We start from the raw sequence: 16,053 nt of genomic DNA on the forward strand, positions 1-16,053 counted from the left end.
TTTTATTCTCCAGGGTGTCTTCGGACTGAAGGTTCACGGGGTGTTGCCGGTGATGGCGGTCGATGGCCAGCAGGCGCTGGCGCGCCGCGTGTGCCAGGACCGCGTTGACGTCGATGCTCAGCGGGCCGCCGGCATCCAGGGTGACCGTGGGCCGGTCGTGGGGGTTGAATTCGATCTCGCGCTCGCCATCCAGGGCCAGGGTGCCGGCGCTCAGGCACAAGGGCTGGGGCACCTCCGGTTGCAGGTAGCCGGCCTCCAGCACGCCGCAGCCCTGCAGCAGGCCGGGGGCCAGGGGCACCAGCAGCGCTTCGGGGGAGTGCGGGTCCAGGCGCATCCAGGCGCCGTGGGGCTCCTGGCGGGTGACCGGCAGCCACAGCCCGCAAAGCGCGGAAATGCCGATGGACTGGGGTTCGGCGAAGGTCACGAAGACCTGCGCCAGGTCGCTGGCGCGACTGATGGCCCGGGCACCGACAAAGGCCAGGGGCGACACCGCCACGTCCACCAGGGCCACTTCGCTCAGGCCCCGGGACGGCTCGCGCACCAGCAGGCGCTTGTTGCGCCGCAGGGCAATCTCGGCCGGCACCCGGCCGCTGGCGTAGAGCCCACCGGCGAGGCCGGCGCTGGTGGCTTCGCGCAGTTCCGGAAAGGCGTTGTTGGTGCCGGTGGACAGGGTCAGCAGCGGGATGTCACCGACCTCGGCGGCCACCGCCTTGTGGGTGCCGTCGCCGCCGAGCACGGCGATCAGCGCCACCCCGCGCTCGGCCATCCAGCGCGCGGCCTGGCGGGTGTCCTCGACGCTCTGGCGCAAGGTCAGGTCGAGGAATTCCAGGGCCGGCCAGTGCTGCTCCCGGGCCTGGCGGCTGCGGCTGTTCTTCTGCACCGCGGCGGCGATGCCAGTCATGTCGGTGGGCATCAGCACCTGGGTGATGCCGGTGGCGCCAAAGGCCGCCAGCAGGCGCTGGATCACCGAGACCTTGTCGGTGCTGGAGAACAGGCCGGCGTTGGCGGTGAGACGGCGCACATCACGGCCCGAGGCCGGGTTGGCGATGATGCCGACGGTCAGGGGGCGGCGGCTCATGGGCTCACCGCGGGCGGAACACAGGCAGGAGAAAACATCGGGCACCTCGTTCTTATTCTTCGATGGGCCAGTCAACGCTGGTTGAACAGAGCCAGAGCAAGGCCGGTGCCAGTTGTCGGAAAATCTGCGAAAAAGGCCGTTCCAGAGCGGCTGACAGGTTTTCTGCGGCGCCTTGAAGCCAGCCTTCTGTGAGACGTTGCATGTCAGGCTGCACGGGGCCTTGGCGAGATCCTGAGACGTTGCGTCTCAGCGCCTCCACGGCGCCGCCCGGTGCTTGTCGAGGGCCACGGATCGGCGCTTAATGCGCCGACAACGATAAGAAGCTGCAACCGGAGGCCTTCATGCTTTCCGCACACTCCAAAGCCCATGTGGACTGCGTCAGCCGGGTCCTGAAGAACGCCGCGCACCTGCCCCAGGCGCCGGTGCCAAGCCTGATCCTCGATTCCTGGCGGCGTTCCATGGAGCAGCACCAGCTGGACCCCGGCTCGCTGCAGGGGCCGCGCATCCTCTCGGAAAACGTGCTCAAGGAATGCCGCGAGCGCTCCGAGCTGTTCCTGCGCATCGCCAGCGAAGAAGTGGCCCGCCTGCATGGCCGGGTGCGCGACGCCGACTACTGCGTGCTGCTCACCGACGCCCAGGGCCAGACCATCGACTACCGGGTGGAATCCACCCTGCGCAACGATTGCCGCAAGGCCGGGCTGTACCTGGGCACCTGCTGGTCGGAGGGTGAAGAAGGCACCTGCGGCGTGGCCGCGGTGCTCACCGCGCGCACGCCGATCACCGTGCACAAGCGCGACCATTTTCGTGCCGCGTTCATCGGCCTGACCTGCTCCGCCGCCCCGGTGTTCGACCCCCAGGGCGAGCTGCTGGGGGTGCTGGACGTGTCGGCAGTGCGCTCCCCCGACGACCGCCGTTCCCAGCACCTGATCCGGCAGATGGTGGTGCAGAGCGCCCGGGAGATCGAACAGGCGTTCTTCATGAACAGCGCACAGGGCTACTGGGTGCTGCGGGCCCATGCCAGCCCGGGTTATGTCGACAGCCAGCCGGACTACCTGCTGGCCTGGGACGACGACGGTTGCCTGCGGGCCCTGAACCCGGCGGCGCGGCATTACCTGTTGCAACGCTTTGGCCGGCTGCCGCAGCACATCGCCCAGGTGTTCGACCCGCAGCGCTTGCAACGCGCCCGGGACGAGGTCCTGTGCCCGCTGTCCGCCGAGCTGCATGGCCGCTTGCAGGCGCCGCGCCGGCCTCAGAGCCGCCCGCGCCTGAGCCTGGCCGGCGAGCCGCTGGACCCGCGAGTGGAACAGAGCCTGCGCCTGGCGGTGCGGGTCAAGGACCGCCACCTGCCGGTGCTGATCCAGGGCGAGACCGGCTCCGGCAAGGAAGTCTTCGCCCGCCAGTTGCACCAGGCCAGCCAGCGTCGGGACCGGCCCTTCGTCGCGGTGAACTGCGCGGCGATTCCCGAGAACCTGATCGAGAGCGAGCTGTTCGGCTATGTCGCCGGGGCCTTTACCGGGGCGTCGAGCAAGGGCATGCAGGGGCTGCTGCAACAGGCCGATGGCGGCACCCTGTTCCTCGATGAAATCGGCGACATGCCCCTGGCCTTGCAGACCCGCCTGCTGCGGGTGCTGGCCGAGGGTGAAGTGGCGCCGCTGGGGGCCGCGCAACGCAAGGCGGTGGATATCCAGGTGATCTGCGCCACCCACCGCGACCTGGAAGCCCTGGTGGCCGAGGGCAGTTTTCGCGAGGACCTGTATTTCCGCCTCGGTGGCGCGCGCTTTCAACTGCCGCCGCTGCGCGAACGCAGCGACCGGCTGGCGCTGATCACCCGGATAGTCGAAGAGGAATCCAAGCGCTGCGGCGCGCCGGTGCAACTGGGCGATGCGGCGCTGGAATGCCTGCTGGGCTACCGCTGGCCGGGCAACGTGCGGCAACTGCGGCATGTGCTGCGCTACGCCTGCGCGGTGTGCGAAGGGCCGCTGATCCAGCTGCAGGACTTGCCCGAGCAACTGCGCGGCGCCACCACCGACGGCGCCCAGCCCGTCCAGGAAAGCGCCACCAGCCCCGAACGCCAGGCCCTGCTCGACGCCCTGGTGCGCCACCGCTGGAAACCCGTGGCGGCGGCCAAGGCCCTGGGCATCTCCCGCGCCACCCTGTACCGCCGCGTGCAGCAGCACGGCATCCAGATGCCCGGCCGCAGCCCGGTCTAACCCCAATGAAAACCTGTAGCCGCTGCTGAGCCCGCGAAGCTGCGCAAAGGCCCGCAGGGCCTTGCCTGGCGATCTCCCGCCGAACCTTCAGTGCCTTCAAAATCCCCGCGTCTCCTACGGAGCCGTTCGCAGCCTGCGGCAGCGGCTACAAGAACCGCCCCTGCGCCCCCTGCGGTCTGTGTAGCCGCTGCTGAGCCTTGGCGAAGCTGCGCAAAGGTCCGCAGGACCTTGCTTGGCGATCTCCCGCCGAATCTTCAGCGCCTTCAAAATCCCCGCGTCTCCTACGGAGCCGTTCGCAGCCTGCGGCAGCGGCTACAAGAAGCGGCCCTGCGATCCCTGCGGTCTGTGTAGCCGCTGCTGAGCCTTGGCGAAGCTGCGCAAAGGTCCGCAGGGCCTTGCCTGGCGATCTCCCGGCGAATCTTCAGCGCCTTCAAAATCCCCGCGTCTCCTGCGGAGCCGTTCGCAGCCTGCGGCAGCGGCTACAAGAACCACCCCTGCGATCCCTGCGGTCTGTGTAGCCGCTGCTGAGCCTGCGAAGCTGCGCAAAGGCCCGCAGGGCCTTGCTTGGCGGTCTCCCGCCGAATCTTCAGCGCCTTCAAAATCCCCGCGTCTCCTGCGGAGCCGTGCGCAGCCTGCGGCAGCGGCTACAGGGTTGGGTTGAGGCGCGCGCGGTAGCGCCCGGGGCTTTCGCCGGTCCATTTCTTGAACGCGCGGTGGAAGGCGCTGGGCTCCTGGAAGCCGGTCAGCTCGGCAATCTCGCTGATGCTGACGTGGGTGCGGCGCAGCAGTTCGACCGCGACGCCGCGGCGCACTTCGTCCTTGATCTCTTGATAGGAACCGCCCTCGCGCTCCAGGCGCCGGCGCAGGGTGCTGGCGCTCATCTGCACTTCGCGGGCAAAGGCTTCCAGGGTCGGCCACTGGCTGTAGTGGCTGCCCCGCAGGCGTTGGTGCACCTGGCGGGTCAGGCCGTGCTGGTTGCGAAAACGGATCACCAGCCATTGCGGGGCGCTGCGCAGGAACACCTTGAGCGAGGCCAGGTCCTGGACCACCGGTAGGCGCAGGAAGCGGCTGGCGAATTCGATCTCGGTGCGCCCGGCATTCCAGCTCAGGTTGCTGCCCCACAGCAGCGCATCGTCGCTGAGGCTCAGGCGGGAATGGCGAAAGTCGGCGCGGTCGATGGGAATCCGCCGCCCGCCCAGCCAGCACAGCAGGCTGATGATCAGCACCAGCAGGGTTTCTTCGGCGTAGTGGCTGCGCAGCGGGTCGGCGCAGTGGCTTTCAAGGCTGATCACCGCGCGCTTGCCGCGCACGCTGAGCTGAGCACCGACGTCCCGTAAAAACAGGCCAAAGTTGTTCAGGCACTGGCGCAGGGCCTTCTCCAGGTTGGGCTCCTGGATCAGCCCGCGGCAGATCAGGGCAAAGGCCCCCGGCGGCATGCCACGGGAGTCGAGCTGGAAGAATTCGTCCTGCAATTCGCGGATCTGGATCAGCCACAGGGCGGCAAAGGCGCTGCCGGGCACCCGCGCCCGGGGCTGGTCGAGCAACGCCGGGTCGATGCCTGCCTCGCTCAGCACCGCCGCCAGGCGCGCCGGCTGCTGGCGCAGGGCGTGGGTCATCACCCGGACAAAGTAGACCGCGACCGAATCCGTTTCACGCATGTAGAGGCTGTGCTCCCGAAGCTGGACCTATGGCAAAAAACGCCAGCACGCTTGACCGCTTTCGGCATAGGCCGGCCACCGTGCCGGGCTCTAGACTCGCGCTGGATAACACGCTGTGCAAGGCAACCGCGCCATGCTCCGCGAAGGCCATGAACAAAGGAAGAGCTGAAGATGAATCTTGCGAATATCGGGGTGATCGGCGCCGGCACCATGGGCAACGGCATTGCCCAGGTCTGCGCCCAGGCGGGCTTTGACGTGACCCTGCTGGACATCGCCCAGGGCGCCCTGGAAAAGGCCCTGGCCACCATCGGCAAGAACCTCGACCGGCAGGTGAGCAAGGGCACCCTGAGCGAAGGCGACAAGCTCGCCGCCCTGGGCAAGATCCGCATCAGCACCGACTACGGCGTGCTCAAGGATGCGCAACTGGTGATCGAAGCCGCCACCGAGAACCTCGACCTCAAGCTCAAGGTGCTGCAGCAGATTGCCGCCCAGGTCAGCGCCGAGTGCGTGATCGCCTCCAACACCTCGTCGCTGTCGATCACCCAACTGGCCGCCAGCGTCAGCGCGCCGGAGCGTTTCATCGGCCTGCATTTTTTCAACCCGGTGCCGGTGATGGGCCTGATCGAGGTGATCCGCGGCCTGCAGACCAGCGACGCGACCCACACCCTGGCCATGAACATGGCCGAGCGCCTGGGCAAGACCGCGATCACCGCCGGCAACCGTCCGGGTTTTGTGGTCAACCGCATCCTGGTGCCGATGATCAACGAGGCGATCCTGGTGTTCCAGGAAGGCCTGGCCAGCGCCGAGGACATCGACGCCGGCATGCGCCTGGGCTGCAACCAGCCGATCGGCCCGCTGGCCCTGGCCGACCTGATCGGCCTGGACACCCTGCTGGCGATCCTCGAAGCCTTCTACGAGGGCTTCAACGACAGCAAGTACCGCCCCGCGCCGCTGCTCAAGGAAATGGTTGCCGCCGGTTACCTGGGGCGCAAGACCGGTCGGGGTTTCCATCACTATGGCTGAGCGCTGCTCACGCTTTGCCGAAAGCCGCGACAAGGCCCTGGAGCTGTTCGCCAGCAAGGGCTTCGGCCAGGTCGGCATGCGTGAGCTGGCGAGCCATCTGGGGCTGACCCCGGGCTCGCTGTACCACCATTACCCGAGCAAGCAGCACCTGCTGCTGGACCTGATCGAAGAGTTCTTCGATGAGCTGCACAGCACCCTCAAGCGCCTGCAGCGACGCAAGCTGCAAGGCGACTGCCTGCCGGCGCTGATCCGCGCCCACCTGAAACTGCACCGGGAATTGCCACGGCATTTTCGCCTGGTGGAACGTGACAGCGGCTGCCTCAATCCCGACCAGCAGGTGCGGGTCGGGCAATTGCGCGAGCGTTACGAGCAACAGCTGCTGCAACTGCTGGGCACCCCGCCCGGCCTCGGTGCGGCGGCCCAGCGCGCCGCCGCCCATGCCCTGGCCAACCTGCTGAACAGCGCCCCCAGCTGGTTCAGTGAACAACCGCTGCCCGAACGTGAACGCGAAGCCCTGCTGGAAAACCTGCTCAGCGGCGCCATCGAGCGCCTGCTGGGTGGCGCGCCGCTGCACAGCGCGGTGGCCTGAGCCTCAGCGCAGTTGCAGCGGGTCCACCAGGCCGGCGGCAATCGCCATGCCCACCAACTGCGGCAGGTGCTCGGCCTGCATGCGCTTCATCACCCGTGAGCGATACAAGTCGATGGTCTTGATGCTGACCCCCAGCTGTTCGGCGATCTCGCGGTTGCTGTAGCCCTGCACCAGGGGCAGCAACACGTCCTTCTCCCGTGGCGTCAGGCTTTCCAGCAACGCCTGCACCCGAGCCTGCCCGGCGCTCTGGCTCTGATGGCGGTCGGCGCGGCTCAGGGCCTGCTGCACGCTGTCCAGCAGCAGCTGTTCGTTGTAGGGCTTCTCGATGAAATCCACCGCCCCGGCCTTGAACGCGCGCACCACGATCGGCACGTCGGCGTGGCCGCTGACAAAGATCAGCGGCAGGTGGATATCGCGCTGGCGCAGCTCTTCCTGGACATTCAGGCCGCCCATGCCGGGCATGCGCACATCCAGCAGCACGCAGGCATTGAGGCTGGGGTCGCAGTGTTCGAGAAACTCCCGGCCGCTGGTGAAGGGCACGGCCTTGAGCCCCACCGACTCCAGGAGCCAGACGGTGGAGTCAAGCATGCCTGGGTCGTCGTCGACCACGTACACCAGCTGCTGCGCCACACTCGTCATTGCCTTGCTCCTGTCGTTGCGGGGGAAGTTGCCGGGAGGTCGGCCGGGGCGGTGGCCGGCAGCCGGCAGCACATGCGCAGGCCCACCGCCTGGGGCTGGGCCTGCAAGTCGCCGCCAAAGCCTTCGACGATGCTGCGGCTCATGGACAGCCCGAGCCCCAGGCCGTTGGCCTTGCTGGTGTAGAACGGGGTGAACAGCTGCGGCAGTTGCTCGGCACAGACCCCGGGGCCCTGGTCGCTGACGCTGATCTGCACCCCGCCTTCGGTCGTCGCCTCGGCCGCCAGCACAATGTGCGAGCCCTGCTGCCCATGCACTTCGCGATTGGCCTCGATGGCGTTGCGCAACAGGTTCAGCAGCACCTGCTCCAGCAGCACCCGGTCGGCGTACACCGGCGGCAGATTATCCGCCAGGTGCAAGTCGATCGTCACCTGGCTGGCCTGGGCTTCCCAGGCACACAGGCGCACGGTTTCCCGGGCCACCTCGGCGAGGTCCAGGGCCTGCACGCGGCGCCCGCCCTTGCGCAGGAAGGCCCGCAGGCGCTTGATCACTTCGGCGGCGTGGGTCGCCTGTTCGGCGATCCGCTCCAGGCCCTGGGCGACCTTGCGCGCGGCTTCGGGCTGGGTGTCCAGGGCTTGCAGGTAACGTTGGCTGGCATTGGCGTAATTGACCACAGCGGCCAGCGGCTGGTTGATCTCGTGGGCGATGCCCGAGGCCAGTTCGCCCAGGGTCACCAGCCGCGCGCTGTGGGCCAGTTCGTCCTGGTGGTGACGCTGCTGGGCCTCGCGCAGTTCGCGCTCGCTCTGGTCGTGGGCCACCAGGGAATAGAAGCGTTCGCCACTGGCCGCGCGGTGGGCCAGGAGCATCAGCGACACCGGCACCGAGGCGCCGCCGGCCGGCGGTTGCAGGCGCGCCTCGATGCTCCAGCGGCCGCTGCGTTCGGCGCGCTCCCAGCCCTCGCGCTGCAGGCTGTCCAGCACGTGCGCGCTGAGTATCGAGGCCAGGCCGGGCATCGCCTGATCGGCCCCGAGCCCCAGGGTGCGTCGCGCCGCCGGGTTGAGGTAGGTCACCGCGCCGCCGGGCTGGATGAACAGCACCGGGTCGGGGTTGGCTTCCACCACTTCGGCCAGGCGCCGCTTGTTCTCTTCGGCCTGGACCCGGGCGGTGATGTCCCGGGACACCGCCACCACTTCGACCACGGTGCCGGTGTAGGTGTCGCGGATCGCCCGGCAGGCGGTCTCGAACCACAGGTAATGGCCGTCGCGATGGCGGATGCGGTAGGTCATGGTGTGGTAGCCGTCCTGCTCCAGGGCGTCCTGGGTGCGCTGCATCAGCCCGGCCAGGTCCTGGTTGTGGAACAGGCTGCGGGCCAGCAGGCCGCGCAGTTGCTCGGGCCAGTAGCCCAACAGGGTCCAGGACGCCGGCGAGGCATCGAGGAAGCTGCCGTCCGGGGTGTGCCGGGAAATCAGGTCGGTGGTGTTCTCGGTGATCAGCCGGTACAGGCGCCGGGCCTTGGCCGACTCGCGCTCGGCCTGGACCTGGGCGGTGGCCTCCTGACAGCGCGCCAGCACCCGCTGGTGCAAAGGGTCGGGGATGAAGCTCCAGAGCAGGATGCGTTCGCCCCACTGGGCTTCCACCTGTTCGATGGCGCGCTGCTGCTCCAGGCAAGCGCGCACCAGGGCCGTGTGGTTGATCGGCAGCAGGGCCGCGACATCAGCGCTGGCGCTGCCGTCGAGCCACTGGCGCAGCGCCGGGTTGAGGTCCAGCGGCTGCGCCTGGGCGTCCAGCAGCAGGCTCGGCTGCGGGTCGTGGCCCAGCCAGGGCGAGTCCGGCAGCTGGCCTTCGCGCTGTAGCTGCAACCAGCGGCTCAGGTGGGTGGAGGTGGGCATCGTCGATCAACCTGTGGGGTGGCAACAGCGAACTTCTCGATATAGTATAACTACTATACAACTCAGGTAGTACTTCCATATCAATCGACAAACAGTATATAAAAGACCCCGGATAAGTCACCGAGCTTTCGCTGGGTGTGCTGCCTGCAGGGAACGCCGAAGGGGTTCAGGCAGGCAGCACCCACCACGCAAGCGTCGGCCAATAGAGCTAATAATCAGCCACCGGGTACCCGAACCATGTCCATCTACGAGCAAGGCCTCGCGCCGTCTGCCGTCAACCATATCGCCCTCTCCCCCTTGAGCTTCATCGAACGCACCGCTGCGGTTTACCCCGAGTATCCGGCGGTGATCCACGGCTCGATCCGTCGCACCTGGGCCCAGACCTACAGCCGCTGCCGGCGCCTGGCTTCGGCCCTGGCCGGACGCGGCATCGGCAAGAACGACACGGTGGCGGTGATGCTGCCGAACATCCCGGCGATGCTCGAGGCGCACTTCGGCGTGCCGATGATCGGCGCCGTGCTCAATGCCCTCAACGTGCGCCTGGACGCCGAGGCCATCGCCTTCATGCTGGCCCACGGCGAAGCCAAGGTGCTGATCGCCGACCGCGAGTTCCACGGGGTGATCCACGCCGCCGTGGCCATGCTCGATCACCCGCCGCTGGTGATCGATGTCGACGACCCGGAATACGGCGAAGGCCAGGCGGTCAGCGACCTGGACTACGAGGCCTTTCTCGCCGAGGGCGACCCGGAGTATCCCTGGCAGTGGCCGGAAGACGAATGGCAGGCCATCGCCCTGAACTACACCTCGGGCACCACCGGCAACCCCAAGGGCGTGGTCTATCACCACCGCGGCGCCTACCTCAATTCCCTGGGCAACCAGATGATCTGGGCCATGGGCAACCACCCGGTGTACCTCTGGACCCTGCCGATGTTCCACTGCAACGGCTGGTGCTACCCGTGGATCGTCACCGCCCTGGGCGGGGTGCATGTGTTCCTGCGCCGGGTCGACCCGCAGAAGATCCTCAACCTGATCCGCGAGCACCAGGTCACTCACCTGTGCGGCGCGCCGATTGTGCTCAATGCCCTGGTGAACATGCCGGAATCGGCCAAGGCGGCCATCGACCACCCGGTCAACGCCATGGTGGCCGGGGCCGCGCCACCGGCCAAGGTGATCGGCGCCGTGGAGGAGATGGGCATCAAGGTCACTCACGTCTACGGCCTGACCGAGGTCTATGGCCCGGTGACCCTGTGTGCCTGGCACGCGGCCTGGGACGAGCTGCCCCTGGAACAGCGGGCCCAGATCAAGTCACGCCAGGGGGTGCGCTACCCGACCCTGGAGGGGGTGATGGTGGCCGACCCGAAAACCCTGGAACCCACGCCATGGGACGGCCAGACCATCGGCGAGATCTTCATGCGCGGCAACACCGTGATGAAGGGCTACCTGAAGAACCCCAGCGCCACCGCCGAGGCCTTCGAGGGGGGCTGGTTCCATACCGGCGACCTGGGGGTGACCCACCCGGACGGCTACATCGAAATCCGCGACCGGCTCAAGGACATCATCATTTCCGGCGGCGAGAACATCTCCACCATCGAACTGGAAGGCGTGCTCTATCGCCACCCGGGTGTGCTGGAAGCGGCGGTGGTGGCCCGGCCCGACGAAAAATGGGGCGAAACCCCCTGCGCTTTCGTCACCCTCAAGGCCGATCACCAGGACGTGGGCGAAGCCGAGATCATCGCCTTCTGCCGCGAGCACCTGGCGGGCTTCAAGGTGCCGCGCACCGTGGTCTTCAGCACTTTGCCCAAGACCTCCACCGGCAAGATCCAGAAGTTCGTCCTGCGCGACCTGGCGAAAAACCTCTAGCCTGACTACACCAGCCCCTCCCCTGTAGGCGCTGGCTTGCCAGCGAAGGCGTCCACCCGTGCGGCACCAGGCTCACGGGCCGCTTCGCCGGCAAGCCGGCTCCTGCAAGAGGGCGGGTTTCGTTTTCGATTCATGCGGCCATGGCCGCTCAACCTCCCCTTTTGCCCGAGGTTCCTGCAATGCCCGAATTCAATGCTCCGCTGCGCGATATGCGCTTTGTCCTGCATGAAGTGTTCAACGCGCCCACGCTCTGGGCGCGCCTGCCGGCCCTGGCCGACACCGTGGACGCCGACACCGCCGACGCGATCCTCGAAGAGGCGGCCAAGGTCACCGCCAACCTGATCGCCCCGCTCAACCGCAGCGGCGACGAGGAAGGCGCCAGCTGGCATGCCGGGCAGGTGCGCACCCCGGCCGGCTTCAAGGAGGCCTACCGCACCTACATCGAGGGCGGCTGGGTCGGCCTGAGCGGCAACCCGGCCTACGGCGGCATGGGCATGCCGAAGATGCTCGCGGTGCAGTTCGAAGAGATGCTCTACGCCGCCAACTCCAGTTTCGCCCTGTATTCGGCCCTGAGTTCCGGCGCCTGCCTGGCCATCGACGCCCACGCCAGCGAGGAGCTCAAGCAGCGCTACCTGCCGCCGATGTACGAAGGCCGCTGGGCCGGCTCCATGTGCCTGACCGAGGCCCATGCCGGCACCGACCTGGGGATCATCCGCACCCGCGCCGAACCCCAGGCCGACGGCAGCTATAGCATCAGTGGCAGCAAGATCTTCATCACCGGCGGTGAGCAGGACCTGACCGAGAACATCATCCACCTGGTGCTGGCCAAGCTGCCGGACGCCCCGGCCGGACCCAAGGGCATCTCGCTGTTCCTGGTGCCGAAGATCCATGTCGACGCCCACGGCCACCTCGGCGCGGCCAACGCGGTGAGCTGCGGCTCCATCGAGCACAAGATGGGCATCAAGGCCTCGGCCACCTGCGTGCTGAACTTCGACGGCGCCAGCGGCTGGCTGATCGGCGAGGCCAACAAGGGCCTGGCGGCGATGTTCACCATGATGAACTACGAACGCCTGTCGATCGGCATCCAGGGCATCGGCTGCGCCGAGAACTCCTACCAGAACGCCCGCACCTACGCCCGCGAGCGCGTCCAGAGCCGCTCCCCGGCCGGCCCGGTGGCCAAGGACAAGATCGCCGACCCGATCATTGTCCACCCCGATGTGCGGCGCATGCTGCTGACCATGAAGGCCATGACCGAAGGCGGCCGGGCCTTCGCCAGCTACGTCGGCCAGCAGCTGGACCTGGCCAAGTTCGCCGACCAGCCCCATGAGCGGCAGAACGCCGAAGCCCTGGTGGCGCTGCTGACCCCGGTAGCCAAGGCGTTCTTCACCGACACCGGCCTGGACAGCTGCGTGCTCGGCCAGCAGGTCTTCGGCGGCCACGGCTACATTCGCGAATGGGGCCAGGAGCAACTGGTGCGCGATGTGCGCATCGCGCAGATCTACGAGGGCACCAACGGCATCCAGGCCCTGGACCTCTTGGGGCGCAAGGTGGTGGGTAACGGCGGCGTGGCCCTGCGCCTGTTCACCGGCGAGATCCGTGACTATGCCTACCTGCCCGGCGCCGCCTACGCCGCCGAGCTGCTGGACGCGGTGCAGCGCCTGGAAGACCTCAGCGACTGGCTGCGCGAGCAGGCCGCGCAGAACCCCAACGCGGTGGGCAGCGCCTGCGTCGAGTACCTGCAGCTGTTCGGCTACGTGGCCTACGCCTACCTGTGGGCGCGCATGGCCCAGGTGGCCGAGCACCAGCGCTCCGAGGACGATGGCTTCTATGGCGCCAAGCTGGCCACCGCGCGGTTCTACTTCAGCCGCCTGCTGCCGCGCATCCTCAGCCTGGAGCAGAGCATCCGCGCCGGCAGCGCCTCGCTGTTCGGCCTCGACGCCGAGCAATTCTGAGTGCCCGGGCAGGGTGCCCCGCGCCCTGCCCCAACTCCAAGCTCCAAGCTCCAAGCTCCAAGCTCCAAGCTCAGGCAACAGCACACCCCACTGATGCAAAACCTCAAGCGGCCCGGCATACTTCGCACCCGAACACCGCCCAAGGAAGAAACGTGTTGGCCCCCGCCCTGATCGTCGCCAGTTCGGCCATCGTGCTGCTGCTTGGCAGCCTGCACCTGATCTGCACCTTCGCCACCGACAAACTCCAGCCCCGTGATCCCGCCCTGGCCGAGCACATGCGCCAGGTGTCGCTGATGATCACCCGCAAGACCAGCCTGTGGCGCGCCTGGGTCGGCTTCAATGCCAGCCACAGCCTGGGCGCCATGCTGTTCGGCCTGGTCTATGGCTACCTGGCCTGGCTGCACCCGGCCCTGCTGCTGGAAGCCCGCGGCCTGCTGCTGATCGGCCTGGGCTTTCTCGCCAGCCTGTGGCTGCTGGCGATCCGTTACTGGTTCCGAATTCCCCTGGTGGGCATCAGCATCGCCCTGGTGCTGTTCGCGCTTGCCTGCGGTTTGCCCCTGGCTTGAACCCAACCGGCCACGCACCTTCATCCGCACTGTCATTTTCGAGTCCCCGTATGTCGTCCCTGTACCTCTTCTGCTCCCGGCTCTACCTCCCACTGTGCTGGATCGCGGTCGCCGCACCGCTGGCCACCATGATCCATTGCAACCTGCACCTGATCGTGCCCCGGGAGGTCGGCGGCACGCTGTTCGGCGGTTCCATGGGTTTCATGCTGTACCTGGGCGGCTGGGCCTTGAGCGTGCTCGGCCTGGGCCTGGCCGTGCTGACCCGGGTGCCCGGCGCGCGCCTGGCCTGGATCGTCGCCGGGCTGGTGCAGTTGCTGCTGGGCCTGTGGTGGCGGATCAACTACCCGGATGATTTCGACGGCAACCTGATCTTCAGCATCCAGCCCCGGGAGCTGGACTATGTGATGGTCTTCGGTTTCGCCCTGGCCTACAGCGGGGTCTACCTGTGGCGCCGGCAGTGGCTCAAGCCGCGTCCACCCGCCCATCGCAACCTGCTGTTGCTGCGAACCCTGTGGGCCCTGGTGCTGGCGACGGCGTTCATGCTCCCACCGCTGCTGGCCCTCACCCACAAACCCCTGCCCTACTGCGCCTTCGACAAGGCCGGCAAGCAGTTGAGCCTGTGCCTGGGCCCGGGCACCCGGGTGATTGTCGACTGACCGTCTTCCTGGCTTCTTTCTTCCTTTTCTCGACCTTGATGAGTGTGCCCATGTCTCGCCTGTTTACCCTGTGGTTGTGGCTGTACCGCCCCCTGTGCTGGATCGTCGTGACCATCCCGCTGTCGGTGATGCTGCTGTGCGACGTGCAAATGATGCAGCCGCGGGATGTCAGCGGCACGTTGTTCGGTGGGGCCATGGGTTTTCAGCTGTACCTGTTTGCCTGGGTACTGTGCCTGATCGGCCTGGTCCTGGCCCTGTTGACCCGGATGCCCGGCGCGCGTATGGCGTGGCTGATGGCCGGGCTCGTGCCATTGCTGCTGGGGGCTTGGTGGCGGCTCACCTACCCGGATGATGAAGATGGCAGCCGCTCGTTCAGCCCCCAGGACTGGGAGCTGGACTACATGATGGGCATTGTGTGCCTGTTCGTTATCAGCGGCCTGTACTTCTACTGGCGCCGACGCCTCGTCTCACGGCCCGCCGCCACCAGCACCGATGTGCTGTTTCTGCAAACCGTGTGGGCGCTGGTCCTGGCGGCGGCGTTCATCCTGCCACCGCTGAGCTTCATCAAGTAGCAATCCCTGCCCCGCTGTGCGTTCAACAAGGCCGGGGAGCAATTGACCGTGTGCCTGAGCGATGATCCGAACGAGCCGGTCATTGTCGACTGACCCGGCGCTTGCAGCAGCCCGGACAGCAAAAAGCCCCGATCGATTCGGGGCTTTTTGCTGTCGGGTGCTATCGATGCTGGGTGGCCGGTGACGCCCTGCGCACCGGCAAGGCAGCGGCGAAAGCCATGGCCTCTTCCCGGGTGCCGAAAGTGGCGAGCCGGTCACCCGCCGTACAGACCTTCCAGGGCCCGTGGTTGACGCTCAATACCTGATAGCCGTTGAGCTGCAGCTTGTTCAGCAGCGGCGTACTCATGGACACCTCCCTTGTTCTCCGTGTGCCTGGGGCTTGGGGGATTTACCTTACACCCGCCAACCCGTGCGGCGACTGCCGCGTGTCGGCGCGCCGGGTCACTGTTTCAGGTTGGCCAGGGGGCGTAGGCCCGCGAACGCTGGCGCCAATGGCCACGGGCAAATTGCAATGCGCTGCTCAGCGTCGCAGGATGGCGCCTGGCCCCTCACCGCTCAAAAGGAAGTGTTCATGACGATTCGTGCCGTGGTTTTCGATTTTGGTGGCGTGCTGTTCGACTGGAGCCCGCACCACCTGTACCGCCAACTGATCCCCGACGATGAGCGCCGCCAGTGGTTCCTCGACACCGTCTGCACCCAGGCCTGGAACACCCTGCAGGACGCCGGCCGGCCCCTGGCCGAAGCCACCCGCAGCCTAGTGGCCGAGCATCCCGAGCATGCGCCGTTGATCGAGGCCTATTACGGGCGCTGGCCGGAGATGCTCAAGGGGCCACTGGACGAAGGCGTGGCCCTGCTGGAGGAACTGCACCGGGCGCAGGTGCCGCTGTTCGGGTTGACCAACTGGTCCCAGGAAACCTTTCCCTATGCCTGGGAGCACTATCCGTTTTTGCAGAAGTTTCGCGACATCGTGGTGTCGGGGCAGGAGCGGCAGATCAAGCCGGATGCGCAGATCTACCACACGACGCTGGGGCGGATTCGCGCGCATTTGCCGGGGGTGGTGCCTGAGGAGCTGGTGTTCATTGATGACCATGCGCCGAATATCGTCGCGGCCAGGGAGCTGGGGTGGCGGGCGATTCATCATGTGGCCGGGGGGGAGACGCGGCGGCAATTGGGGGAGTTGGGGGTGGTTTGAGGGGGGCCGGGGGGAAGTGAAGTGTACATATCCGTTGCTGTGGGTGTGGCGGCTGGCGGTTTCGCCCTTACGGCGACTCACTTTTGAAAATCCGGAATGCCGGCCCAGACAAAAGTAAGCAAAACGCTTCTGCCCCTCCACTCGGTGCCTCGCATAGCGAGGCATGCCCTCT

Annotated in this window: 13 protein-coding genes and 1 pseudogene; 9 read left to right on the forward strand and 5 right to left on the reverse strand. The window is 67.1% G+C overall.

What is annotated here, in order from left to right; genetic code table 11:
* Nucleotides 1-2 precede the first annotated feature (2 nt).
* Nucleotides 3-1,078, reverse strand: a pseudogene (locus tag LXM55_RS31505) (ATP-NAD kinase family protein).
* Nucleotides 1,079-1,419: 341 nt separating this feature from the next.
* Between LXM55_RS31505 and LXM55_RS31510 the strand changes: the two are divergent.
* On the forward strand, nucleotides 1,420-3,288 hold the full coding sequence (locus tag LXM55_RS31510; RefSeq protein WP_233324008.1) for a sigma-54-dependent Fis family transcriptional regulator: 1,869 nt from the start codon (nucleotides 1,420-1,422) through the stop codon (nucleotides 3,286-3,288).
* Between the two features lie 644 nt (nucleotides 3,289-3,932).
* Here the strand turns inward: LXM55_RS31510 and LXM55_RS31515 are convergent.
* Entirely contained in the window at nucleotides 3,933-4,946 is a 1,014-nt protein-coding gene (locus tag LXM55_RS31515) for an AraC family transcriptional regulator (protein ID WP_233324009.1), read from the reverse strand.
* Between the two features lie 171 nt (nucleotides 4,947-5,117).
* On the opposite strand from LXM55_RS31515, the gene LXM55_RS31520 reads away from it, so the two are divergent.
* Together LXM55_RS31520 and LXM55_RS31525 are read left to right on the forward strand one after the other, a co-directional pair.
* A complete protein-coding gene (locus LXM55_RS31520) occupies nucleotides 5,118-5,969 on the forward strand; it encodes a 3-hydroxybutyryl-CoA dehydrogenase (protein WP_233324010.1) in 852 nt (283 codons plus the stop codon).
* Entirely contained in the window at nucleotides 5,962-6,558 is a 597-nt protein-coding gene (locus LXM55_RS31525) for a TetR/AcrR family transcriptional regulator (protein ID WP_233324011.1), read from the forward strand. Before LXM55_RS31520 ends, LXM55_RS31525 begins: the two co-directional genes overlap by 8 nt.
* A gap of 3 nt (nucleotides 6,559-6,561) precedes the next feature.
* Here the strand turns inward: LXM55_RS31525 and LXM55_RS31530 are convergent, their stop codons facing one another.
* On the reverse strand, nucleotides 6,562-7,197 hold the full coding sequence (locus LXM55_RS31530; RefSeq protein ID WP_233324013.1) for a response regulator transcription factor: 636 nt from the start codon (nucleotides 7,195-7,197) through the stop codon (nucleotides 6,562-6,564).
* The gene (locus tag LXM55_RS31535; RefSeq protein WP_233324015.1) at nucleotides 7,194-9,083 is read right to left on the reverse strand and encodes a PAS domain-containing sensor histidine kinase; all 1,890 of its coding nucleotides are present in this window, start codon (nucleotides 9,081-9,083) and stop codon (nucleotides 7,194-7,196) included. Before LXM55_RS31535 ends, LXM55_RS31530 begins: the two co-directional genes overlap by 4 nt.
* A 237-nt stretch (nucleotides 9,084-9,320) precedes the next feature.
* Between LXM55_RS31535 and LXM55_RS31540 the strand changes: the two genes are divergently transcribed.
* From LXM55_RS31540 to LXM55_RS31560, 5 genes are all read left to right on the forward strand, one after another.
* A complete protein-coding gene (locus LXM55_RS31540) occupies nucleotides 9,321-10,943 on the forward strand; it encodes an acyl-CoA synthetase (RefSeq protein WP_233324017.1) in 1,623 nt (540 codons plus the stop codon).
* A 179-nt stretch (nucleotides 10,944-11,122) separates the two neighbouring features.
* On the forward strand, nucleotides 11,123-12,895 hold the full coding sequence (locus LXM55_RS31545) for an acyl-CoA dehydrogenase C-terminal domain-containing protein (protein WP_233324019.1): 1,773 nt from the start codon (nucleotides 11,123-11,125) through the stop codon (nucleotides 12,893-12,895).
* Nucleotides 12,896-13,047: 152 nt separating this feature from the next.
* Nucleotides 13,048-13,461 carry an LIC_13387 family protein gene (locus tag LXM55_RS31550; protein WP_233324021.1) on the forward strand — a complete coding sequence of 138 codons (414 nt, stop codon included), beginning with the start codon at nucleotides 13,048-13,050 and terminating at the stop codon, nucleotides 13,459-13,461.
* Nucleotides 13,462-13,511: 50 nt separating this feature from the next.
* Entirely contained in the window at nucleotides 13,512-14,117 is a 606-nt protein-coding gene (locus LXM55_RS31555) for a hypothetical protein (RefSeq protein WP_233324022.1), read from the forward strand.
* Between the two features lie 50 nt (nucleotides 14,118-14,167).
* Nucleotides 14,168-14,689: a hypothetical protein gene (locus LXM55_RS31560; protein ID WP_233324023.1), complete on the forward strand. Its 522-nt coding sequence runs from the start codon at nucleotides 14,168-14,170 to the stop codon at nucleotides 14,687-14,689.
* Nucleotides 14,690-14,849: 160 nt separating this feature from the next.
* On the opposite strand, the gene LXM55_RS31565 is transcribed toward LXM55_RS31560, so the two are convergent.
* Nucleotides 14,850-15,035: a DUF2188 domain-containing protein gene (locus tag LXM55_RS31565; RefSeq protein WP_233324025.1), complete on the reverse strand. Its 186-nt coding sequence runs from the start codon at nucleotides 15,033-15,035 to the stop codon at nucleotides 14,850-14,852.
* Nucleotides 15,036-15,260: 225 nt separating this feature from the next.
* On the opposite strand from LXM55_RS31565, the gene LXM55_RS31570 reads away from it, so the two are divergent.
* A complete protein-coding gene (locus LXM55_RS31570; protein ID WP_233324027.1) occupies nucleotides 15,261-15,881 on the forward strand; it encodes an HAD family hydrolase in 621 nt (206 codons plus the stop codon).
* The last annotated feature ends 172 nt before the right edge of the window (nucleotides 15,882-16,053 follow it).

It is taken from the genome of Pseudomonas sp. Au-Pse12 (assembly GCF_021341665.1).
GTDB lineage: Bacteria > Pseudomonadota > Gammaproteobacteria > Pseudomonadales > Pseudomonadaceae > Aquipseudomonas.

Excerpts from the sequence above, each read along its gene's own strand:
- LXM55_RS31510 (WP_233324008.1), top strand. The coding sequence starts at position 1,420 with ATGCTTTCCGCACACTCCAAAGCCCATGTGGACTGCGTCAGCCGGGTC.
- LXM55_RS31515 (WP_233324009.1), bottom strand. The coding sequence starts at position 4,946 with ATGCGTGAAACGGATTCGGTCGCGGTCTACTTTGTCCGGGTGATGACC.
- LXM55_RS31520 (WP_233324010.1), top strand. The coding sequence starts at position 5,118 with ATGAATCTTGCGAATATCGGGGTGATCGGCGCCGGCACCATGGGCAAC.
- LXM55_RS31525 (WP_233324011.1), top strand. The coding sequence starts at position 5,962 with ATGGCTGAGCGCTGCTCACGCTTTGCCGAAAGCCGCGACAAGGCCCTG.
- LXM55_RS31530 (WP_233324013.1), bottom strand. The coding sequence starts at position 7,197 with ATGACGAGTGTGGCGCAGCAGCTGGTGTACGTGGTCGACGACGACCCA.
- LXM55_RS31535 (WP_233324015.1), bottom strand. The coding sequence starts at position 9,083 with ATGCCCACCTCCACCCACCTGAGCCGCTGGTTGCAGCTACAGCGCGAA.
- LXM55_RS31540 (WP_233324017.1), top strand. The coding sequence starts at position 9,321 with ATGTCCATCTACGAGCAAGGCCTCGCGCCGTCTGCCGTCAACCATATC.
- LXM55_RS31545 (WP_233324019.1), top strand. The coding sequence starts at position 11,123 with ATGCCCGAATTCAATGCTCCGCTGCGCGATATGCGCTTTGTCCTGCAT.
- LXM55_RS31555 (WP_233324022.1), top strand. The coding sequence starts at position 13,512 with ATGTCGTCCCTGTACCTCTTCTGCTCCCGGCTCTACCTCCCACTGTGC.
- LXM55_RS31560 (WP_233324023.1), top strand. The coding sequence starts at position 14,168 with ATGTCTCGCCTGTTTACCCTGTGGTTGTGGCTGTACCGCCCCCTGTGC.
- LXM55_RS31565 (WP_233324025.1), bottom strand. The coding sequence starts at position 15,035 with ATGAGTACGCCGCTGCTGAACAAGCTGCAGCTCAACGGCTATCAGGTA.
- LXM55_RS31570 (WP_233324027.1), top strand. The coding sequence starts at position 15,261 with ATGACGATTCGTGCCGTGGTTTTCGATTTTGGTGGCGTGCTGTTCGAC.